The sequence below is a fragment of the Oceanobacillus sp. M65 genome, assembly GCF_052246275.1.
GTDB lineage: Bacteria > Bacillota > Bacilli > Bacillales > Amphibacillaceae > Oceanobacillus_B > Oceanobacillus_B jordanicus.
This window is the reverse complement of sequence record NZ_JBQQCJ010000005.1, coordinates 189,905-210,746: the sequence shown is the minus strand read 5'-3', so window position 1 is coordinate 210,746 and position 20,842 is coordinate 189,905. Positions and strand designations below refer to the sequence as shown.

Annotated in this window: 20 protein-coding genes and 2 other annotated features; of the genes, 14 read left to right on the top strand and 6 right to left on the bottom strand. The window is 41.0% G+C overall.

Annotated elements, in window-relative coordinates:
- Positions 1-75: 75 nt before the first annotated feature.
- The gene (locus ACTWPF_RS17880; RefSeq protein WP_161464008.1) at positions 76-636 is read right to left on the bottom strand and encodes a DNA-3-methyladenine glycosylase I; all 561 of its coding nucleotides are present in this window, start codon (positions 634-636) and stop codon (positions 76-78) included.
- Between the two features lie 2 nt (positions 637-638).
- On the bottom strand, positions 639-1,481 hold the full coding sequence (locus tag ACTWPF_RS17875) for a sulfurtransferase (protein WP_161464007.1): 843 nt from the start codon (positions 1,479-1,481) through the stop codon (positions 639-641).
- A 203-nt stretch (positions 1,482-1,684) separates the two neighbouring features.
- Between ACTWPF_RS17875 and pepT the strand changes: the two genes are divergently transcribed.
- Positions 1,685-2,926, top strand: coding sequence for a peptidase T (gene pepT, locus ACTWPF_RS17870; RefSeq protein WP_443150003.1), 1,242 nt, complete (start codon positions 1,685-1,687; stop codon positions 2,924-2,926).
- A gap of 31 nt (positions 2,927-2,957) precedes the next feature.
- Here the strand turns inward: pepT and ACTWPF_RS17865 are convergent, their stop codons facing one another.
- Positions 2,958-4,139, bottom strand: a complete 1,182-nt coding sequence (locus ACTWPF_RS17865) for an MFS transporter (RefSeq protein ID WP_443150002.1) — start codon at positions 4,137-4,139, stop codon at positions 2,958-2,960.
- A 208-nt stretch (positions 4,140-4,347) separates the two neighbouring features.
- Here ACTWPF_RS17865 and ACTWPF_RS17860 point away from each other — a divergent pair, with 208 nt between their 5' ends.
- Complete coding sequence (locus tag ACTWPF_RS17860) at positions 4,348-5,370, top strand: D-alanyl-D-alanine carboxypeptidase family protein (protein WP_443150001.1); 1,023 nt, start codon at positions 4,348-4,350, stop codon at positions 5,368-5,370.
- Between the two features lie 164 nt (positions 5,371-5,534).
- Here ACTWPF_RS17860 and ACTWPF_RS17855 read toward each other — a convergent pair whose 3' ends face one another.
- The gene (locus ACTWPF_RS17855; RefSeq protein ID WP_443150000.1) at positions 5,535-6,068 is read right to left on the bottom strand and encodes an HD domain-containing protein; all 534 of its coding nucleotides are present in this window, start codon (positions 6,066-6,068) and stop codon (positions 5,535-5,537) included.
- Between the two features lie 280 nt (positions 6,069-6,348).
- Between ACTWPF_RS17855 and ACTWPF_RS17850 the strand changes: the two genes are divergently transcribed.
- From ACTWPF_RS17850 to ACTWPF_RS17840, 3 genes are read left to right on the top strand one after another with little or no spacing between them, the layout of a single operon-like run.
- Positions 6,349-7,101: a DeoR/GlpR family DNA-binding transcription regulator gene (locus tag ACTWPF_RS17850; protein ID WP_443149999.1), complete on the top strand. Its 753-nt coding sequence runs from the start codon at positions 6,349-6,351 to the stop codon at positions 7,099-7,101.
- Positions 7,098-8,018: a 1-phosphofructokinase gene (gene pfkB / locus ACTWPF_RS17845; protein ID WP_443149998.1), complete on the top strand. Its 921-nt coding sequence runs from the start codon at positions 7,098-7,100 to the stop codon at positions 8,016-8,018. The genes ACTWPF_RS17850 and pfkB overlap by 4 nt, the downstream gene beginning before the upstream one ends.
- Before the next feature lie 5 nt (positions 8,019-8,023).
- Complete coding sequence (locus tag ACTWPF_RS17840) at positions 8,024-9,922, top strand: PTS fructose transporter subunit IIABC (RefSeq protein WP_443149997.1); 1,899 nt, start codon at positions 8,024-8,026, stop codon at positions 9,920-9,922.
- Positions 9,923-10,000: 78 nt separating this feature from the next.
- Here the strand turns inward: ACTWPF_RS17840 and ACTWPF_RS17835 are convergent, their stop codons facing one another.
- Positions 10,001-11,038: a PTS transporter subunit IIC gene (locus ACTWPF_RS17835; protein WP_443149996.1), complete on the bottom strand. Its 1,038-nt coding sequence runs from the start codon at positions 11,036-11,038 to the stop codon at positions 10,001-10,003.
- 341 nt (positions 11,039-11,379) lie between these two features.
- Between ACTWPF_RS17835 and ACTWPF_RS17830 the strand changes: the two genes are divergently transcribed.
- Together ACTWPF_RS17830 and ACTWPF_RS17825 are read left to right on the top strand one after the other, a co-directional pair.
- On the top strand, positions 11,380-11,940 hold the full coding sequence (locus tag ACTWPF_RS17830) for a nitroreductase family protein (RefSeq protein ID WP_161464510.1): 561 nt from the start codon (positions 11,380-11,382) through the stop codon (positions 11,938-11,940).
- Positions 11,941-12,159: 219 nt separating this feature from the next.
- Complete coding sequence (locus ACTWPF_RS17825; RefSeq protein ID WP_443150057.1) at positions 12,160-12,450, top strand: UPF0715 family protein; 291 nt, start codon at positions 12,160-12,162, stop codon at positions 12,448-12,450.
- A gap of 113 nt (positions 12,451-12,563) precedes the next feature.
- On the opposite strand, the gene ddlA is transcribed toward ACTWPF_RS17825, so the two are convergent.
- Positions 12,564-13,661, bottom strand: a complete 1,098-nt coding sequence (gene ddlA, locus ACTWPF_RS17820) for a D-alanine--D-alanine ligase (protein WP_443149995.1) — start codon at positions 13,659-13,661, stop codon at positions 12,564-12,566.
- Between the two features lie 147 nt (positions 13,662-13,808).
- Positions 13,809-14,057 (top strand) — a binding site (T-box leader).
- 37 nt (positions 14,058-14,094) lie between these two features.
- Positions 14,095-14,361: a binding site (T-box leader), on the top strand.
- A 65-nt stretch (positions 14,362-14,426) separates the two neighbouring features.
- Between ddlA and trpE the strand changes: the two genes are divergently transcribed.
- Genes trpE through trpA form a run of 7 tightly spaced genes read left to right on the top strand, consistent with a single transcriptional unit; the run spans position 14,427 to position 20,817 of the window.
- Positions 14,427-15,842: an anthranilate synthase component I gene (gene trpE / locus ACTWPF_RS17815; RefSeq protein WP_443149994.1), complete on the top strand. Its 1,416-nt coding sequence runs from the start codon at positions 14,427-14,429 to the stop codon at positions 15,840-15,842.
- A complete protein-coding gene (locus ACTWPF_RS17810; protein WP_106895620.1) occupies positions 15,823-16,434 on the top strand; it encodes an anthranilate synthase component II in 612 nt (203 codons plus the stop codon). The genes trpE and ACTWPF_RS17810 overlap by 20 nt, the downstream gene beginning before the upstream one ends.
- Complete coding sequence (trpD, locus tag ACTWPF_RS17805; RefSeq protein ID WP_443149993.1) at positions 16,406-17,434, top strand: anthranilate phosphoribosyltransferase; 1,029 nt, start codon at positions 16,406-16,408, stop codon at positions 17,432-17,434. Before ACTWPF_RS17810 ends, trpD begins: the two co-directional genes overlap by 29 nt.
- A complete protein-coding gene (gene trpC / locus ACTWPF_RS17800) occupies positions 17,431-18,228 on the top strand; it encodes an indole-3-glycerol phosphate synthase TrpC (RefSeq protein ID WP_443149992.1) in 798 nt (265 codons plus the stop codon). The genes trpD and trpC overlap by 4 nt, the downstream gene beginning before the upstream one ends.
- On the top strand, positions 18,218-18,832 hold the full coding sequence (locus ACTWPF_RS17795; RefSeq protein ID WP_106895617.1) for a phosphoribosylanthranilate isomerase: 615 nt from the start codon (positions 18,218-18,220) through the stop codon (positions 18,830-18,832). The genes trpC and ACTWPF_RS17795 overlap by 11 nt, the downstream gene beginning before the upstream one ends.
- Entirely contained in the window at positions 18,829-20,025 is a 1,197-nt protein-coding gene (trpB, locus tag ACTWPF_RS17790) for a tryptophan synthase subunit beta (protein ID WP_161464204.1), read from the top strand. The genes ACTWPF_RS17795 and trpB overlap by 4 nt, the downstream gene beginning before the upstream one ends.
- Complete coding sequence (gene trpA, locus ACTWPF_RS17785) at positions 20,026-20,817, top strand: tryptophan synthase subunit alpha (protein WP_161464205.1); 792 nt, start codon at positions 20,026-20,028, stop codon at positions 20,815-20,817.
- Positions 20,818-20,842: the final 25 nt, after the last annotated feature.

Below are 20,842 nucleotides of genomic sequence, written 5' to 3'. Positions count from 1 at the left end.
AATATAGATCTATAAAAGAAAACACTACGTATGCTTGTTTGCAGCACACGTAGTGTTTTCAAATTTCGTCCCGTTTTAATTCCGAACTAAAAAGCATGATTCTGTATGATCCCAGACCATCCCTGTCGCCTGCATAAAAGCATAGCAAATTGTTGGACCAACAAACTTGAATCCGCGACGTTTTAAATCCTTGCTCATACGCTCTGATTCCGCCGTTACAGCAGGAACCTCTTCTATCGACTTCCAGTGATTCACAATTGGCTTTCCACCGACAAACTGCCAGATATAAGACTGGAAGTTACCAAATTCCTCTTTGACCCGTAAAAAGGCTTGTGCATTCGTTATAACAGAACGAACTTTCAACTTGTTACGAATTATCCCCTCATCAGCAAGCAATTGTTCGATCTTCTTCTCGTCATATTTGCTTACTACTTCTGGTTGAAAATTATCAAATGCTTTTCTGTAATTCTCTCTTCTTCTTAAGATGGTAATCCAGCTTAAACCAGCCTGCGCACCTTCCAGGCAGAGCATTTCAAACAGTTTTCTATCATCTTCTACTGGGACTCCCCATTCTTCATCATGATACGCAACATAAAGCGGGTCTTCTGTGACCCATCCGCAACGTTCTCTATCCATCTTTACTCTTCCTTTGTCTCAATTTTATTTTCTTCATAAGAAATCCAGTCACTAAAGCTGCCTGGATAGAGTTTTACATTATCGTAGCCTGCCATTTTTAATGCAAGTATATTTGGACAAGCCGAAATGCCTGAACCACACGAAACAATAACTTCCGTATCTTTGGGAATGGCTGAAAAGTGTTCTGTTAATACCTCATCCTTTTTCCAACTTCCCTTTTTATTTAGTACGTCCTTCCAAAAATAATTTTTGGCGCCAGGTATGTGTCCAGCTTTATGATAAAGGGGCTCAATATTCCCCAGGTATCTCTCCCTTTCTCTGGAATCTATCACAATCGCAGTATCATTTTCTAGTTTTTCTTTCACTTCATCTATGTTAGCAGTCTGCTCATCTCGTAAGATTGGTCTAAATCTTTTAGGTTCTAATACAGGCATCTGGTCTGTTACTGGATTTTCTTGTCTAAGCCATTCTTCATAGCCACCATCCAGCACATAAGCCTTCTCGTGTCCTAGGCAGTGCAAGAGCCACCATAACCTAGCTGCGAACATTTCATTTGCCTGATCATAGATTACAACCGTTGTATCATGATCAATTCCAATATTCCCTACTTTCCTCGCAAAAGTAGTCATATCAGGAAGCGGATGCTTTCCACCATGCTTCTCTGCCTTGCTGGAAAGATCTTTTTCCAGGTCAAGATAAACAGCCCCAGGAAGATGATCCTTTATATATTGCTTTCTACCAGCTTCTGAATCTGTCAATTGAAAGCGCACGTCCACAATAACTGTATTGTCTCTATTGTTTTCCAACCGATTCTTCAATCTAGATACACTAATAATATAGGTCATCCTTACCCCTCCATTGGGTCATTATTTATATAATCATTTAACTGATTAAGAATAATTTTAACGCAACTATGTATTGAAACCAACTCTAGATAAACAGTTTCCTAAAATAAGAAAGTTTTCCCCGCAGTTCTTTCAATGTTCAGATAACCCATGATACGGTATACTAGCAATATATCTAAATTTTAAAACAGGGGATGAATACATTGAAGAAAGCATTGATAGATCGCTTTATTACCTATGCCAAAATGGATACACAGTCTAATGAACAAAATGAAGCAACCCCTTCTACTCAAGGACAATTCGAATTAGCCAACCTCCTAGTAAAAGAATTAAGAGAAATTGGCATGATGGATGTAACGGTTGATGATAGTGCCTATGTAATGGCAACGTTGCCCGCTAACACGGATAAAGATATTCCAACAATTGGATTCCTAGCACATTTGGATACTGCAACAGACTTCACAGGAAAAAATGTTACCCCTCAGCTTGTCGAAAATTTCGACGGAAAAAGTTTGATATTAAATGAGGCGTTGAATGTTGTACTTACGCCGGAGGAATTCCCAGAGCTTCCTGCCTATAAGGGACATACATTAATTACAACAGATGGAACGACATTACTTGGAGCTGATAATAAAGCAGGGATTGCTGAAATTATGACGGCTATGCACCATTTAATTGAAAACCCAGAAATAAAACACGGAAAGATTCGAGTGGCCTTTACACCTGACGAAGAAATTGGCAGAGGACCTCATAAATTTGATGTAGAGCGATTCGATGCAGATTATGCGTATACCATTGATGGTGGTCCGCTTGGGGAATTACAGTACGAGAGCTTTAACGCGGCCGGTGCACACCTCACGTTTTACGGAAATAGCGTGCACCCAGGTACCGCGAAAGATAAAATGGTTAATGCAGGGAAGATGGCGGCTTCTTTTATTAACAAGTTCCCTGAGCAAGAAGCGCCAGAGTATACGGAGAAATATGAAGGTTTCTATCATTTAATTTCCGTTTCCGGTGACGTTGAAAAAACGGAAGTTAGTTACATTATTCGTGACTTTGATCGCGATAGCTTTGAAGCTAAAAAGGAGACATTTGTTAAGTTCACGGAAGAGATTAAAGAGAAATACGGTGAAGCAAGTGTCAAACTAGAGTTGAAAGACCAATATTACAACATGCGCGAAAAAATTGAACCCGTGATGGAGATTGTAAACATAGCGCAGGACGCTATGACTAACTTGGGAATAACCCCGATTATACAGCCTGTCCGTGGTGGTACTGACGGTTCCCAGCTTTCATACATGGGATTACCAACTCCAAACATCTTCACTGGTGGGGAAAATTTCCACGGCAAGTTTGAATATATTTCTGTAGAGAATATGGAAAAGGCTTCAACTGTCATCGTGGAAATTTGTAAATTATACGAAGCAAAACACGAAGATCAATAATACTTTGCATGGAGGCTGGGACAAACGTACATCATGTCCTGGCCTCTTCTTTTTCTCGAATCAATAATGAAAAAATTGAGCCAGTACACAGAATACCTGCCAGCATGAAGCAGCTAACCATAAAGCCATACTCCTGAAAAAAGAACATAGCTAGCATCGGGCCAAGTGTCGCCCCAATAAAAAGAATAAAGGCATACAGGGATGAAGCAGCCGCTCTCTCCATACCTCCCCATTTTCCGATTAGGAGCATAATAACTGGAAACGTTAGTGATATACCGGCAACAAAAAGAATACTCATGATAGTGATCATAGTTGGCCCAGAAAGGAGACCAATTCCCACCAATCCAACTATACTCATGGAAAGACTACCTCTTAGCGTTCCCGCAGCGCCAAATTTCCTTACAAAATAACCCGAACCAAATGAAAGAAGCATTCCAATAAACCCTGCTGACCGTAAATATAAAAGCTGTTGATCTGACATATAATATGGCGCGTTTTGCAAGTGACCTCCAAGAATCGTATACATTCCGATAAATGATAGGAGCAGTACGCTTGTCACAGCATAGCAGTATAGGAGAATTTTTCTTTTAATGAGGCGTCCTACCGAACGAGGATACTGCTTAAAGCGAAAGGTAGTGTCTGTCCCCTGCTCTTTAGGAAAAACTAGTAGCATGGTAATACAGATAACTAAATATAAAATGCCAAACGAGAAAAAGATTGCTTGCCACCCGTAATATTGTTCTACCAACGTTGCAAAGGCTTGACCGAATATCCCTGCTGTCACATAGCCAAAACTAATAAAGCTAATAGCGGTAATGCGCTGTCGTTCGGCGAAGATTTGAAAAACGTAAGTCAATGCATTTGGAGCAAACGAAGCGGCAAAAAAACCTTGAAACGCTCTAAATAAAAGCAATGCTTCGTAATCCGTAGCTAACCCGCTTGCTCCTGAGATCACCCCAAGGATTAGCAAACCTGTCATCATCGTGCGTCTATAGCCATAGCGGCTTCCAATTGGACCGAACACTAAAAAACCAACAGCATAAAAAAGAGAAAAAATACTTGCTGCTCCTGCTGCTTGGGTACTACTAATTTGAAAGCTCTCCATTAATGCTTGTGTCAATGGTGTCATCGTATAAACACTTGAGACAACAATCAAGGCGCTAAAGAAGAGGGTCGCTATTATAGCAGTTTGCCTTTTTTGGGAAATGTTCATAGGCTAACCCCCAGTTGTTCCTGTTTTTACGATAGCTTATGCCCAGAACTTTCTCATGTTACCATTCTCTTTTCACCCCATTGGGAAAAATCTCTATTGCTCTCTTATCCTAAAATATGAGAGAATAATAGATAGTTTTTGTCACATAAGCACTAGACTGAGTTAATATATGTATTTAATAGGAAAAACCAATTAGGGAGAGTTCATCATGTTAAAGAGACTAAGCATAACTCTAGCAATACTTGCGGTTATTTCCGGCTGTTCCTCTAATTCGGAGGAGCCAGAGGAGCAACAGGATGAAACCTCTTCAAATCATCAGGAAAGCCCTGCCGATAACCAGGAGGTTAAAGAAGAGATTACCGCACCAAAAGAAATGCTACAAAAGAAAGATCAAGGAGAAAAAGTTACATCCTTACAAAATGCTCTAAGAAAAATCGGCTATAACCTATCCGAGGAGGGTGTTTACGAAGAAGCAACTACGTGGGCCGTCACAGATTTACAACTTCAATTTGAAGAATTGCAGGCATCTGGAGTTTATAATAAAGCTACCCAAAAAGTACTGAGTGTCTTATTAGATGGTTCAGAGGCAAACTTCCAACCTGGAAAGGCGTTACCCGAAAAAGCTGAAACAACGACTACGACAAACGGCACGCCCGTTTTAAGCAATCCATATGATCAGCTTGCATTAGTAAATAAAGAGTTTGCGTTACCTGCTGACTATTTACCAGAAGACTTAGTGACACCAAACGTTCGATTTCCGTTCACAGAAGAGCTTCCCAAAAAACAAATGCGCCAAATAGCTGCTGAGAAATTAGAGGAGTTGTTTGCAGCAGCCGACGAAGCTGGCCTTGATTTATATGCACAATCCGGATTTCGCTCCTATGACAGGCAAGACGCTATTTTTACCAGCAACGTTGCGGAGCATGGAGAAGAGGCAGCAAATAACTTTAGTGCAAGGCCAGGTGAAAGTGAACATCAATCAGGCCTCGCGATGGACGTAACAAGTCCTGATGTCAATTTTCAATTAATCATAGACTTCGGTGAAACAGATGAAGGGAAATGGTTAAAAAAGAATGCAGCAGAATTCGGCTTTATTATCCGTTTTCCTGAGGGGAAAGAAGAGATTACACAATACCAGTTTGAGCCATGGCATATCCGCTACGTTGGAGAAAAAGCAGCAAAAGAAATCATGGCACAGGGTATTACCTTAGAAGAATATTATGAAGAATAATCATGAAGCCTGTTCTACCTGAACAGGTTTTTTTGCGACTTGAAAACTTGTTTTCCTTTAAAACGAGGGGCCATAAAAAAACAGAATGTATCTTTATTTTTAACGTAGTAATATAAATGGATTTATGTAGGGAAAGGCTAGGGGATTTGTTTGTATTGGGCCCCTTAACTAATGCCCTCCACCCTTTCTCTTTCCACTTGGTCAATTTGCCTGTCTAGTTTACGAATCCGCTCCAATGCAACGTGGTCTTCCATTTTCTTGTAATGATGATTTCCCCCTACCTCTTCATCGGCTTCATCCGCCATGTTCACCACCTGCTGTAGTGGCTTTAGCTGCAGATCGCCTTCTGGTAGATAAGAATCTGTATGGAGAAGTATTGCCACAGCTATTTCCTTCGCCGCCAACCGATCTTCACCAATCCTGACCAACAACTTATGTGCGCGACTCGCACCTTTTATCGCATGAATATCATTTTCCTTGTAAAGGTCGTAATCCCATTCTCCGTCCCTGTACCATGTGTAATGCCCCACATCATGTAATAATGCTGCCTTTGTAGCGTGATCTGTATTGACATTGTATTTTTTGGCAAACATAAACGCATATTCCGTTACGGAAATTGCATGAGCGATGCCTGAACGCTTTAGATATTTTTGCGTAATAGGATGGCTGAATATCTCTTCTAAGGTGACTTTCCTCATATCTTTCACTCCTTTTTTACATGTTGGTAAAGTGTATAACGTTGTCCCGAAATAAAGTAACCGCTAGCTACAAGCTACCCCCCTTCCTTTTTATATAAATTTTTATGACTATAGCATTTATAAAAGGCTTTTGCAATAGATTAATTACCTATTTTCTGCTATTTTAAACAATCTCCTTGCTCATTTGATTATTTTTGATTGTTTTTGATTGATTCTGGTTGATTTTTGCAATCGTTTACTTTATAATTTGGATGAATCAATCGTACTGGAGTGATCCACTATGCTAACAACGGAAAGACAATCCATAATCATTGATCTTCTCAAGGAAAAACAGACTGTTACTATTCAAGAAATGATTGAAGCAACCAACGCATCGGAATCGACAATCCGACGTGACTTAACAGATTTAGAGAATAAAAAAATGTTAACAAGAATCCATGGTGGCGCTACATGGACGGAGCAAAAAATTCGAGAAATGAGTATTTTGGAGAAATCAACCAAAAACCTTCAAGATAAAAAAAGAATCGCACAGCATGCCGCTTCTTTAGTAGAAGATGGAGATTGCATTTTTCTTGATGCCGGTACTACAACTTTTCAGATGATTCCTTTTTTACAACATAAAGATATAGTCGTTGTTACAAATGGTATTAATTTAGTAGAGCGTTTAATGGAGCATGACATACCTGCCTATTTAACAGGTGGAAAAATAAAAGCAAAAACTAGTGCACTTGTTGGCTCACAAGCAATAGAGTCGATTAAAAACTATCGTTTTGATAAATGCTTTCTTGGTGTAAACGGCTTTGATTTGAAATTCGGTTACACAACGCCAGATCCTGAAGAAGCTAGCGTAAAACAACATGCAGCAAAATTTTCAAAAAAAGCTTACGCGCTCGCAGATCATTCCAAGCTAGGTAAGGCTAACTTTGCAAAAATATTTGATTTGGATGAGGCTATTTTAATCACAGGGAATTTACCTGAACAGATAAAAAGCGAACTTAACGCAATGAAAACAGTAGAGGTGATACACATATGATTTACACATGCACCATGACACCATCCATTGACTACACTACTTACCTTCCATCATTTCAAAGCGGGGAACTGAATAGAACGAATGAGGTCTATTACTACCCTGGCGGAAAAGGAATTAATGTTTCCAGGGTCCTTCAACGCCTAGGAATTGATACAACGGCGACCGGCTTTGCTGGTGGTTTCACAGGAGATTATGTAATGGACTTTCTTAAACAGGAAGGTGTCCAAACAGATTTTATACAGACAGAAGATATTACAAGAATAAATGTGAAAATTAAAGCTGATACAGAATCAGAATTAAATGGCCCCGGCCCGAATATTACGGAAGGCCAATTCGCGCAATTGACAGCCAAGATTCAAACACTCTCAACAAATGACTGGTTTGTACTTGCTGGGAGCTTACCCAGTTCCATTAAGATGGAAGACTACCGCAGAATTTTGGCAACATGTCGAGAAAATAATGTACCCTTTGTTCTCGATACCTCTGGCCCGGCATTAAAAGCGCTTATTCAAGAGAAACCTTTTCTCATTAAACCAAATGAACATGAATTAGGCGAGCTTTTCAATGTAACCATACGATCTAAGCAGGATGCCATTATCTATGCTAAAAAGCTCGTTGAAACTGGTATCCAGCATGTCATTGTTTCCCTGGGGAGTGAGGGTGCCATATTAGTTAGTGAGAAGCAGGTACTGGCCGCAACTGCTCCAAAGGGGCAAGCAGTAAATACAGTTGGTGCAGGCGATTCACTCGTTTCCGGTTTCCTGGCCTCCTATGTAATGAACCATGATACAAGCGCTGCTTTTCAATACGGTGTAGCAACAGGAAGCGCTACGGCCTTTACAACGGACTTATGCGAGAAGAAAGATGTTATCCGGTTAGTGGATGAAGTCAAAATAGAAACATTAGAATGGATGTGACTGACATGAAAATAACAGAATTGCTGAAACAAGAAACCATCATTCTTAATTTGCAGGCAAATACAAAGGAAAATGTCCTAACCGAACTTATTGACCAGCTAGATCGAGCTGGGAAGTTACAGGACAAACAGAAATTCACAGAAGGAATACTAGGTAGAGAAGAACAGAGCACAACAGGAATCGGGGAAGGTATTGCCATCCCTCACGCTAAATCAGCAGCAGTTAAGGAGCCAGCAATTGCTTTCGGACGTTCTGCAGATGGAATTGATTACGATTCTTTGGATGGACAGCCTGCTCACCTTTTCTTTATGATCGCAGCAACAGATGGGGCAAATAATGCACATCTCGAGGCACTTTCCCGCTTGTCTACCTTTTTAATGGATGAAAAGTTTCGAACTAAAATTTATGAAGCGACATCTGTCGATCATATTCTAGAAGCGGTTAACCAGAAAGAAGCAGAGCTAGACGAACCTGAAGAGCCTGTAACGGAGGCACCAGCAGATTCTAAAAAGATCCTTGCTGTAACGGCATGCCCTACCGGAATTGCGCATACGTATATGGCCGCTGAAAAGCTTAACGAGACAGCAAAAGAAATGGGAATTAACATCAAAGTAGAAACAAATGGTTCAAGTGGTGTTAAAAACCGTCTAACAGAGGAAGAAATAGCAGAAGCTGACGCAATCATTGTCGCTGCTGATACAAAAGTAGAAATGGCTCGTTTTGATGGGAAGCATGTGATTCAAACACCTGTTGGAAAAGCACTTCATGAATCTAACAGCTTGCTAACACGAGCTGCTGAACAAGATGCTCCTGTGTACAAACATGAGGGCGGAAAAGATGAATCAGCAGAAAAAGGTGGTAAAAGCGGTTTTTACAAGCATTTAATGAATGGTGTATCCAATATGCTACCATTCGTAGTTGGTGGTGGTATCTTAATTGCCCTGTCCTTCTTCTGGGGAATTGAAGCAACCGACCCAGACAGTGATAGCTATAATGCATTCGCAGCAATGTTAAATACCATTGGTGGAGGAAAAGCATTCTTCTTAATGGTACCAGTTCTTGCCGGATTTATCGCCTCAAGTATTGCCGAGCGTCCAGGATTTGCACCTGGTATGGTCGGTGGTCTGATTGCAATCACAGTGTCAGGAGCTGATGGCGCGGATGGTGGATCTGGCTTCCTTGGTGGTTTAATCGCAGGTTTCCTTGCTGGTTATGTAACACTATTTGTTAAAAAGGCATTCTCTAGATTGCCTAATGCTTTAGAAGGCTTAAAGCCCGTTTTATTCTTCCCGTTATTTAGTATCGCCATAACCGGAATCATTATGATGCTGATTAACCCTCCACTTACTCAGGTGTACACTGGTATATCTTCCTTCCTAGAGGGAATGGGTGGAACAAATCAAGTGCTTGTCGGTATTATTTTAGGTGCGATGATGGGCTTTGACCTTGGTGGACCAATTAACAAAGCTGCTTATACATTTGGTATTGCCATGCTTGATGCTGGTAACTATACGTTTATCGCAACCGTAATGGCAGCTGGAATGGTCCCTCCATTAGGAATGGCCATCGCCACAACCTTGTTTAAGAACAAGTTTACCAAAACAGAACGTGAAGCCGGGAAAACAGCTTACGTGTTAGGCGCCTGCTTTATTACAGAAGGTGTTATTCCATTTGCAGCAGCTGATCCGGCTCGTGTTATCCCATCTGTTATGGCAGGTGGTGCTGTAACTGGTGGTTTAACGATGCTATTCGATATTGGACTTCGTGCCCCACACGGCGGAATTTTCGTAATCGGCCTTGTTGAAGGTGGATTAGCAAAAGGCTTGCTCTATGCACTTGCTATTATAATAGGTGCTGTTGTAGCAGCATTACTAGCAGGTGTACTTAAGAAGAGAATAGTTTAAACAAAGAGGTGCCTCCCGTCTTTAGAGACGTATAGGCACCTCTTTTATGTAGCTAGTTCGTTTTTCTTTGACACTCGCCTACTCATAAGTAATTTTCATATCTCCCTGCTTGATCAACCCTTTCTTTCGCAATAACTCCGAAATGAGCAGACTGATAAGTGCAGGCGCAATAAAGTGTAACAGCAAGACACTCCAGAAAACCCCTGTTGAATAGCCCATTGATTCAAATGTCATGATTTGTCCAACCAAACCACTTGTCCCCATTCCTGCACCAGAAGCATTGTTTGTCAGTTGTAGCCATACTGTGGCTAACGGTGCTAAAACGATCGCCGCAATGGTCGGCGGAACCAAAATGATCGGCTTTCTAAGAATATTCCCGACCTGGAGCATAGAAGTACCGATTCCTTGGGCGATAAAACCACCAAAACCATTTTCTCTATAACTTGCGGTTGCAAATCCAATCATATGTGCAGCACAGCCAATTGTAGCTGCCCCTGCCGCTAATCCATCTAGGGATAACATAATGGCAATAGCTGCAGACGAGATTGGTGCTGTTAAAGCAAAACCCATTAGCACCGCTACCAATATTCCCATGATGAAAGGCTGCTGCGTAGTCGACCAATTAATTACTTCACCAAAGCCAAGCATAAATGTATTAATTGGTGGTCCAATAAAGGAGCCGACTAAAAAGCCTGCACCAATGGTAACAAACGGTGTCACAATAATATCGACCCGTGTTTCCTTATAAACTATTTTCCCAATTTCTGTTGCCAGTAGTGCAGCAACATAACTTCCTGCTGGCCCACCAAGCTCCGCTCCATAAGCACCAGCAAATAAAACCGAAAACAAGACAAGCGGTGGAGCCTTGAGACCATAAGCAATTGCGACGCCTATCGCACCGCCCATAATTTTCGTATCCATCGCAAAGCTACCCATTTCCGCCATGGATGCTCCTAGTGTTGGTGAAAAGCCGCTAATGAGTTCCTCGCCAAGTGTCTTCATAATAAGTCCAATAATTAAAGATGAAAATAATCCCAATGCCATGTAGCTTAACGCCGTAATGAGGTACTCCTTTACGGATAGAGAAACCCCTTTTTTATTTAGAAATGCTTTCATTTTTCCACCCCTTCCGCTAGCTTATGTGAAATAAATCACATTTAATGAACTAGAAAGCCCTTTCCCTCTTCTTATTATTACGGGGGCCCACGTATTTATCAAGCCTTTTTTCTGTCTGTAGCTTAGAAAAATTCGCATTCGCTCGTCTTTTAGCGAATGTATACGTTTTTCTTATACTTGGAACATTAAAATTTTAACTGCATCGTAATTGCTTCCTAGCTAAAATTTTATACTTTCCTAATGTGCAAAAAAGAAGGGCAGTTGCTTTTACCTATTTATTCCGATACAATTTAAGTGAAAACTATTATCAATTATGCATACGCATGACCAGGAGGCATAAGATGAATACGACAGGCAAAAAAACTGCACTGGCAAAGGCTATCCGGGAGCGTCGGTCAGTAAAAAAGGGCTATAATAATAAAGCAGTAACAGAAGAAGTTATCTTGGGCTTACTAGAAGATGCAGTCTGGGCACCAACTCACGGTATGCGTCAACCATGGCGTTTTATTTTTGTTGGACCTGAAAAATTAGGGACTTTTGCCAAAAAGATCGCTTCTACCTATCCTGAGGAACGACAACAAAATCGTGAGGATTACCTCAACGAACCAAATGCTATTCTCGTCGTAGTGATGGATGAACCAGAAATACCGAAGCAATGGGAGGAGAACTACGGCGCAGTAGCTTCTATGATCCAAAACTTTTGGTTACTTGCTTGGGAAAGACAGCTTGGGGCCGTTTGGAAGACGAACCCTCACATTTATGACCCGAAAGTAAAAGAAATTTTAAATATAGACGATGAAGAAAAAATCGTTGGCTTTGTTCATTTAGGTTATTTTGATGAACAACCAGCCTTAAAAGAACGACTGCCAATCACTGAAAAATTCACTCGATATGAAGGCTAACATTAAAGAGCTTATAAGAAATCAACTTTGTAACATGTTGATGCATTAAATGGCACCATAGATTTAGGGTACAACCCTCTCTATTTGGTGCCATTTTTATACTTATTACTCGATATTTATTTGGTAAATCAATTGCTCATAGAGGTGGTGTTGAACATTATTGCACTAGTATTCATTTGCTTAACGGGCTCCTCCGTTTTAGCAAGTTTATTTTACTTTATGCTTTTATATCCCCACTTTAGTTATATCGGATTTATCATTATTTTTATCATTTATTTCTTTTGTTTTCTAATCTTTGCTGTACCAGTTCAAATATGGTTAAGAAAGAGACCTAAACTATTTTCTATTAAACAGCTTCTTATTTATTTTTCAGTGGCCTTCCTAGTAACAATGCTATTATTCTTAATATATGGTAATCTTGATTTTCCCCAAGTGCTTTTAATTTCTTCTTATCATTCTATTGTTTTTTGGTTACTAGACTCCATCCTTTTAAATGCTAAGAAAATATAGTGGAACTAGCCATAAATGGAAAATGGTTCATCTTACTAGTAAGAACAAATCTCACCAAAATTCCTATAGGTTTAGAGATTCAACATTTTAAGGTCGTTACATATTGATTCTTATTACCACACCGTACTTTTCAACTGTTGATCTTCTTCATAACGCTCCATTGCCAAGTCAATTAATGTTGTAATAAGATCTGTGTATTCCAGACCACTTATTTCCCACAATTTAGGATACATGCTAATCTTCGTAAATCCTGGCAAAGTGTTTACCTCGTTTACAATGATTCTTCCCTCTGGTGTTAAAAAGAAATCTACCCTTGCCAGACCTTCACACTGCAACGCTTGAAATGCCTGTATGGCAGTAGCTTTTATTTCTGCTGCCTTCTCCTCTTCAAGCCTTGCTGGAATGGAAAGCTCTGCGCCCTTTTCATCAATATATTTGGATTCATACGAATAGAAATCATTTTGAGGGAGTATTTCACCAAGTTCAGATGCTTTAGGGGTAGCATTTCCTAATACTGCACATTCAATTTCCCGACCATTAATCATTTCTTCAATGATAATTTTATGATCGTATTGAAAGGCTTCCTCTACTCCAGCTATAAACTCTTCTTTTGTGGTAGCCTTGGTCACCCCTACAGAAGATCCCTGGTTTGCAGGTTTAATAAAAACGGGTGTACCTAAGGCCTCTTCTATCTTTTCAAAAGAGATGGTGTCTTTCTTCGCCCGATTAAAGGAGAACCCTTTGGCTACTTCCACTCCTGCTTCTTGAAGTACTATTTTTGCAATCCCCTTATCCATGCATACTGCCGAAGATAGAACATTTGGCCCAACATATGGGAGGTTAGCCATTCTCAGCATACCTTGCAAACTTCCATCCTCACCTAATGTTCCGTGTACAATCGGAAAGATTACATCAAGCTGTTCTATCGGAGTAGCATCACCTGCTTTTACTAGCTGGTCATTTCCTTTTCCTGGCACTACCGCAACTGCATCATTTGATTTATTTAACTCTATTAATTTAGGGTTCTCTTCATTCAATAAATAGGATGAAGCATCGTTTATATGCCATTCTCCTTTTTTATCTATACCAACTAAGACGACATCAAATAACTCTTTATTTATAGCATCCACTATATTTTTAGCAGATTGCAAGGATACTTCGTGCTCTGCGGATTTGCCTCCAAAAATAATTCCAACCTTCTTCTTCCCCATCCATCTAACATCCTTCCATTGAAATATATTTTTACCATACCATAAGAATGCTTGGGAGAACTAGAAGGTTAATACAGAAAAAACCCACGAAAAAATCCTTGACTTTTATTCGCAAAGCCTTTATCATTATTTTCAATCAACTTAATCTAATGAGCGTTGAAGAAGAATAGTAACCTAGTTTAGACACTTGCAGAGAGCTGATGGTTGGTGAGAATCAGTGTGGACATTTAGGTGAATGGGCTTCTGAGCTTCCAAACCGAACCAGTATGCAGTAGGCTTTGGCGAACAGGTCTCATCGTTACACGAGACGAATATTGGGCAATGCAATGCCCGATGTTGCTAAAGTGAGCTGTATTTCAGCTAATAAAGGTGGTACCACGGTCCCTCGTCCTTTTCGGATGTGGGGCCTTTTTGTTTGGAAAAAATTAAATATCTAAAATCGTTTATGTAAGAGAAGTAGGTATACTAAAGTCGTTTCAGAGAGCTGGAATTGGTGGGATCCAGTACGAATAGGTATGCTGAATGGACTTACAAGAGGTTTTCTGAACATGTTTTTATAAGTAGGAAAACACGGAGTTCCGCCGTTACACGGATAGGATATCGATCTCCATAAGTTCTGGGCTTCCGTATCTGAACAAGATGAAAAGAGAAAGATTCTCTTTTCAAGAGAGGTGGCACCGCGGTCACAATCGTCCTCTATAAACGCAGTATTTGCGTTTGTAGGGGATTTTTTTATGGTTTGGTATTTAAAAGTAAAGGAGATGAATGACATTGAAAAGCCCAGTGAAACAGTATGTTCATTACAAGTTTTTAAAAATAAATGCTGATATTTTAACACCTATTTCTACTTTCCAGCGATTGCCTGGGGCCAAGAAAGTACTTTTAGAAAGCTCCTTCAAACATGAAACGAAAGGAAGATACTCTTACATTGCCTGTAACCCTTACAAAGAGATTATCGGCCATGATAATGTGACGCTAGTCAAAAAGGAAGGTTGCCGGGACGAGAAATATTCCCAAGAAGCTCTAGCGTACTTGAAGGAGAATCTTCCCCCGCTAGAAGCAGACCTACCTGTCCCTTTTCAAGGTGGAGCGATAGGCTATATCGGGTATGATGCTATCCGACAATTTGAAGCAATAGGAGAAGCCCTGCAAGATCAGTTGGAAATGCCGGACATTCATCTTATGCTCTTTAAGACATTCATTGCGTTTGATCATCGAAATGAAGAAATCTATTTGATTGCTATGAATCCAGACCAAGAATCAGAGCAAACGTTACACTCTCGGCTGGAAAACTTAAAGAAAACATTAAGTGAACCCTTTCCAGATCAAGGCATTGACAACAAACCCATCAGCTTTCAGCCAGAAATCTCACAGGCTATTTTTGAAGAAAGGGTGAGAATCGCTAAACAATACATTGAGCAGGGGGACATATTTCAGGTCGTGTTATCCCAACGAATGAAGGCCCATATGAAAAGTGACCCTTTCTCTTATTATCGCAAGCTACGAAAGGCTAATCCGTCTCCATATATGTTTTATATTGATTTTGAGGATTACCTCTTGCTAGGTGCTTCCCCGGAAAGCTTGATACAGACTAATGGAAAAGAAATTCTAACAAATCCGATAGCAGGCACAAGACCAAGAGGTGCAACACAAGAAGAGGATGAGGAATTGGCGAATGATCTCCTGCATGATGAGAAAGAAATTGCCGAACATCGTATGCTCCTCGATCTTGGCCGAAACGACCTTGGTCGTGTTTGTGAAATTGGTAGTATTTCTCTTCCTACCTTTATGAAAATTGAAAGATACCAGCATGTCATGCACATTGTTTCCGAAGTTAAAGGAACATTGAAGGCGGGTTTATCTAGCATTGATGCTCTGATCTCTTGCTTACCAGCAGGCACAGTTTCCGGTGCACCTAAAATTCGTGCCATGCAAATTATTAATCAATTGGAAGATGCAAAACGAGGCGTCTACGCAGGGGGTATTGGTTATATTGGCTTTAACCAAGACATCAACATTGCATTAGCCATCAGGTCCCTTGTCATAAAAAATGAGATTGCCTACTTGCAGACAGGTGCAGGAATTGTACATGATTCCCTTCCGGAAAACGAATATGCGGAGACTTTAAACAAAGCAAAATCACTTATGGAGGTGGCTAAAGTTGATCCTGTTACTAGATAACTATGATTCCTTTACGTATAACATTTATCAATACGTTTCTGAAGAAGGTGAGGAAGTGCATGTGTACCGAAATGATGCGATTAGCATCCAAGAAGTGGAACGTCTAGCTCCAGAAGCCATCATCCTCTCCCCTGGTCCTGGCCTTCCCGCTGCATCTGGTATTTGTCTTGAACTTGTTTCTTATTTTCACCAAAAGATACCGATCCTTGGGATTTGCCTAGGACATCAGGCGATTGCTGAAGCACTTGGAGGCTCTTTAAGAAAGGCTAAACAAATGAAGCACGGCAAGACATCACTTATAACCCACAAAAACTCCGGGCTTTTCCGTAATTTAAGTCAGCCACTTGAGGTAATGCGCTACCACTCCTATGTGGTGGAAAAAAACACATTGCCCCATGCATTCGAAATTACGGCAAAGTCATTGGAGGATGGCGAGATCATGGCAATAAAGCATCAAAGCCTCCCTCTATATGGCGTGCAATTCCATCCTGAATCGATTGGTACAACGGAAGGAAGAAATGTGATTCGCAATTTTTTAGAGGATATAAGAGAGGAGTTTTCCTATGAAACAATATCTAGAGAAACTAATTAACCAAGAAAATTTAACAACAGAAGAAATACAAGTGGTGATGACCTCATGCATTAACGGGGGTGTGACAGATGCTGAGATTGGCTCCTTTCTAACAGCATTACGAGTAAAAGGGGAAACGCCAGAGGAAATAGCCGGAATGGTAGAAGTGATTCGTAGCCACTCTACATTTAACGGAACGCGTATTGTTAACGTAATGGACAATTGCGGCACGGGTGGGGATCAGTCTAATAGCTTTAACATTAGTACAACAGCTGCTTTTGTTATCGCAGGAGCTGGCATCCCCGTCGCCAAGCATGGGAACCGGAGTATATCCAGTAAAACAGGTAGTGCCGATGTCTTGGAACATTTAGGGGTTTCTCTCTCTTTTTCCAAGGAGCATGTAGAAGAAATGCTTACGGAAAACAATATTGCTTTTCTATTTGCCCCACATGTTCACGCTGGATTGAAGCCTTTCTCAAAAGTTCGTAAAGATCTTGGTCTCCCTACTGTATTTAATTTGATTGGGCCACTAACAAATCCAGTTCAGCTTGATACACAGCTGCTTGGAGTCTACCGAAGAGATATGCTACCCATGTTGGCAGAAGCTTTGAAGAAACTTGGACGCCGCAGAGCACTTGTCGTTAATGGTGCAGGCTATATGGATGAAGCTTCTCTTGCAGGCGAAAACCATCTCGTCCTGCTTGAAGAAGGGAATGTAATATCATTCACTCTTCACCCCGAAGAGGTAGGCCTGCCTGTGGTGCCAAATGAAAAAATACAAGGTGGGAGTGCTGCAGATAACGCGGAAATAACCCAACAAGTTTTACGGGGAATACCTGGACCATATTTAGATACGGTTTTACTAAACGCTGGTTTAGGCCTTTATGCAAACGGGGTTGCCGGAACAATTCGTGAGTCTGTGGAGCTTGCAAGAGAAAGTATTCAATCAGGAGCCGCTCTGGAGCGGCTAGAAAATTTGGTCAACTACAGTAGGAAACTGATAGGTGAGGTGGTCTCATGACAATATTAAGAAAAATAGTGGCGCAAAAGGAAAAAGAAGTGTTTGCATTGCTAAATCAAACGTTTGATCAAGAGCATTCTAGAGAGAAAGTAACACCCTTAAGTGAAGCCCTTATTACATCTAATCAGCTTGGTGTTATTGCGGAAATAAAGCGGTCTTCTCCATCAAAAGGAGCTATCTCCCTGACAGTAGATCCAGTCACTCAAGCGAAGCAATATGAAGCTTATGGTGCAGCAGCTATCTCTGTCCTGACAGACAAGACATTCTTCAATGGTTCCATGGAGGACCTTCAGGCGGTAAGCAATGCTGTGAATCTTCCAGTATTGTGCAAGGATTTCATCATACATCCTGTACAAATTGACCAGGCAAAAGCAGCTGGAGCTAGTATCATTCTGCTTATCGTAGCGGTATTGCATGAACAACAGCTAAATGAGCTTTATGATTATGCCAAAAAACTTGATCTTGAGGTGCTCTGTGAGGTACATGATGAAAAAGAGATGGAGATAGCCAACAAACTTAATCCTGATTTAATCGGAATTAATAATCGAAATTTAAAAACCTTTGAAGTAGATCTCCATACAACGGAAAAATTAGCTAGACTTGCTAGGCCAACATCCATTTTGGTTAGCGAAAGCGGGATAAAAACAAGCGCAGATGCCCAATTGGCTGCAACAGCTGGCGCGAGGGCCATTCTGGTTGGGGAGACATTGATGCGCTCAAAAGATCTAAAAGGAACTTTTCGAGCATTACGAGTCCCGAAAATAATAAAAGGAAGTAAAGAAAATGCTCGTTAAAATTTGTGGAATCCAGACAGATCAAGCTGCAGAGGCTGCGGTAAAGGCGGGAGCAGACTTTATCGGATTTGTTTTCGCAGACAGTAAACGAAGAGTTAATCCAAAGGTTGCTGCTGAGATTGGAACTCACCTCCCCCCTACCATTAAGAAAGTTGGCGTATTTGTAAATGAAACAAAAGAGAAGATGGAGCAGATTGCTGAGGAAGTAAACCTTGATTACATTCAACTACATGGAGATGAACCAGCTTCTCTTGCTAGAGAACTATCTTATCCAATCATAAAAGCTTTTTCTGTAGGAGATGGCAACGTGGAAGAGATGAAAGACTACCCTTGCGATTATTACTTATTGGACAGTCCTGTAGGAAGATACCGTGGAGGCAATGGCAAATCTTTTGACTGGAGCCTTATTAAAGATCTAGCATTTAAGCCCAACAACTTTCTACTTGCTGGAGGATTGACATCTGAAAACGTATCACAGGCGATACAAGAGGCAAATCCGCTCGGCGTCGATGTCTCCAGTGGTGTTGAAACACTTGGAAAAAAGGATAGTGAGAAGATAATGAAATTTATTATGAATGCTAAACGGAAGGAAGCGATTAAATGACAACCTATACGGCACCTGACAAAAATGGAAGATATGGTAATTTTGGAGGAAGGTTTGTACCCGAATTGTTAATGCCTGCGCTACTTGAATTAGAAACTGTCTACGAAAAAGCAAAACAGGATCCTGCATTCCAAGAAAGCTTGGACTACTACTTGAAACAATATATTGGCAGAGAAACACCTCTGTACTTTGCCGAGCACTTAACGCAAAAGTTGTCTGGTGCGCAGATTTATTTAAAGCGAGAGGATCTAAATCATACTGGCGCCCATAAGATTAATAATACAATTGGCCAGGCCCTGCTGACAAAACGGATGGGGAAACAGAAGGTTGTCGCAGAAACAGGTGCTGGTCAGCACGGGGTGGCCACCGCTACTGTATGTGCCTTATTGGATCTTGATTGTATTGTGTTTATGGGAGAAGAAGATATACGCAGGCAAAAACTAAACGTGTTTCGGATGGAGCTGCTCGGGGCAGAGGTTCGCAGTGTATCACAGGGAAGCGGTACCCTAAAGGATGCTGTCAATGAAGCCTTACGCTATTGGGTAAATAATGTAGAGGATACACACTATATCCTCGGTTCCGTTGTTGGTCCACACCCTTTCCCACAAATTGTGCGCGATTTGCAATCAGTCATTGGAAAAGAAACCAAACAGCAAATAGTGGAACAAACTGGGTCCCTTCCTGATGCAGTCATTGCCTGTGTAGGTGGTGGAAGTAATGCGATGGGAATGTTTTACCCATTTGTCGAGGATAATGAAGTGAAGCTTTACGGCGTAGAGGCTGGCGGAGCTGGCATTGAGACGAAGCAGCATGCTGCCACCCTATCAAGTGGGAGTATTGGCATTCTTCATGGCACGATGACACACCTACTTCAAGACGACCACGGACAAATTGAAGAAGCCTTTTCTATCTCGGCCGGTCTAGATTATCCTGGTGTTGGCCCTGAGCATAGTCATTTGCATGCATTAAAGCGCGTGAGCTACACCTCGATTACAGATGAAAAGGCACTAGAAGCTTTTCAGATTTTATCAAGAACAGAAGGGATTATACCAGCACTTGAAAGCGCGCATGCCGTTGCCTATGCCCTGGAGCTTGCAACAAAAATGGATCCAAAGGAAAAAATTGTGATATGTCTTTCCGGGCGCGGTGATAAAGATGTGGAGCAAGTAAAAAACACACTGGAGGGAAAGTAAATGGGAAAAGCCAACATGGAAAACTATTTTAAGCAAAAGCAATCTAAAGGGGATAACCTTTTCGTACCTTATATTATGGCAGGTGATGGTGGCTTAGAAGTGTTAAAAGAACGTGTTCTCTTTCTACAAGATTGCGGAGTCGCAGCTATTGAAATAGGCATCCCGTTTTCTGACCCTGTCGCTGACGGCCCTACCATTCAAGCAGCAGGAAAGCGGGCTTTGGAGAATGGCACGACTCTTTCTGGCGTCTTAAAAGCATTACAGGCATTTAAAGATGAACGGAAGGTTCCCATCATTTTGATGACATATGTAAATCCTGTTTATCGTTACGGATTAGCCTCCTTTGCACAGGATTGTGCCATCGCTGGGGTTGATGGTGTTATCGTACCAGACATACCAATCGAGGAGGAGAAGTTTATAGCAGATGAACTGCAAAGCGAATCGCTAGCCTTTATTAGATTGGCAGCTTTAACAAGTACAAAAGATAGACTAATAGAAATTGCCAAGAGATCGGAGGGCTTCTTATATGCCGTAGCAGTCACAGGTACGACAGGAGCACGTGAAGCATATGGCGATGAGGTAAAAGCTTACTTGGAAATGCTTAAATCAAACAGTTCCGTTCCTGTTCTGGCCGGTTTTGGTGTATCCACTCCAGAACAGGCTCAGACTTTAAGTAGCTATTGTGATGGCGTTATTGTCGGTAGTACCATCGTTGAGTTTTTTCATCGTGGAGATACTGAAAAGATTCAACAACTGATTCAAGATACCACACATCCAGCAATAATTGGCTAAGGTTAAATATCTGTTCCTTCTTTGA

What these genes read in the sequence shown, in the direction of transcription:
- ACTWPF_RS17830 (WP_161464510.1), top strand. Translation starts at nt 11,380, where the DNA reads ATGAATACGACAGGCAAAAAAACTGCACTGGCAAAGGCTATCCGGGAG.
- ACTWPF_RS17855 (WP_443150000.1), bottom strand. Translation starts at nt 6,068, where the DNA reads ATGAGGAAAGTCACCTTAGAAGAGATATTCAGCCATCCTATTACGCAA.
- pfkB (WP_443149998.1), top strand. Translation starts at nt 7,098, where the DNA reads ATGATTTACACATGCACCATGACACCATCCATTGACTACACTACTTAC.
- ddlA (WP_443149995.1), bottom strand. Translation starts at nt 13,661, where the DNA reads ATGGGGAAGAAGAAGGTTGGAATTATTTTTGGAGGCAAATCCGCAGAG.
- ACTWPF_RS17825 (WP_443150057.1), top strand. Translation starts at nt 12,160, where the DNA reads ATGCTTTTATATCCCCACTTTAGTTATATCGGATTTATCATTATTTTT.
- ACTWPF_RS17840 (WP_443149997.1), top strand. Translation starts at nt 8,024, where the DNA reads ATGAAAATAACAGAATTGCTGAAACAAGAAACCATCATTCTTAATTTG.
- ACTWPF_RS17880 (WP_161464008.1), bottom strand. Translation starts at nt 636, where the DNA reads ATGGATAGAGAACGTTGCGGATGGGTCACAGAAGACCCGCTTTATGTT.
- trpC (WP_443149992.1), top strand. Translation starts at nt 17,431, where the DNA reads ATGACAATATTAAGAAAAATAGTGGCGCAAAAGGAAAAAGAAGTGTTT.
- trpB (WP_161464204.1), top strand. Translation starts at nt 18,829, where the DNA reads ATGACAACCTATACGGCACCTGACAAAAATGGAAGATATGGTAATTTT.
- trpA (WP_161464205.1), top strand. Translation starts at nt 20,026, where the DNA reads ATGGGAAAAGCCAACATGGAAAACTATTTTAAGCAAAAGCAATCTAAA.
- ACTWPF_RS17865 (WP_443150002.1), bottom strand. Translation starts at nt 4,139, where the DNA reads ATGAACATTTCCCAAAAAAGGCAAACTGCTATAATAGCGACCCTCTTC.
- ACTWPF_RS17875 (WP_161464007.1), bottom strand. Translation starts at nt 1,481, where the DNA reads ATGACCTATATTATTAGTGTATCTAGATTGAAGAATCGGTTGGAAAAC.
- ACTWPF_RS17835 (WP_443149996.1), bottom strand. Translation starts at nt 11,038, where the DNA reads ATGAAAGCATTTCTAAATAAAAAAGGGGTTTCTCTATCCGTAAAGGAG.
- ACTWPF_RS17860 (WP_443150001.1), top strand. Translation starts at nt 4,348, where the DNA reads ATGTTAAAGAGACTAAGCATAACTCTAGCAATACTTGCGGTTATTTCC.
- ACTWPF_RS17795 (WP_106895617.1), top strand. Translation starts at nt 18,218, where the DNA reads ATGCTCGTTAAAATTTGTGGAATCCAGACAGATCAAGCTGCAGAGGCT.
- ACTWPF_RS17850 (WP_443149999.1), top strand. Translation starts at nt 6,349, where the DNA reads ATGCTAACAACGGAAAGACAATCCATAATCATTGATCTTCTCAAGGAA.
- trpE (WP_443149994.1), top strand. Translation starts at nt 14,427, where the DNA reads ATGACATTGAAAAGCCCAGTGAAACAGTATGTTCATTACAAGTTTTTA.
- trpD (WP_443149993.1), top strand. Translation starts at nt 16,406, where the DNA reads ATGAAACAATATCTAGAGAAACTAATTAACCAAGAAAATTTAACAACA.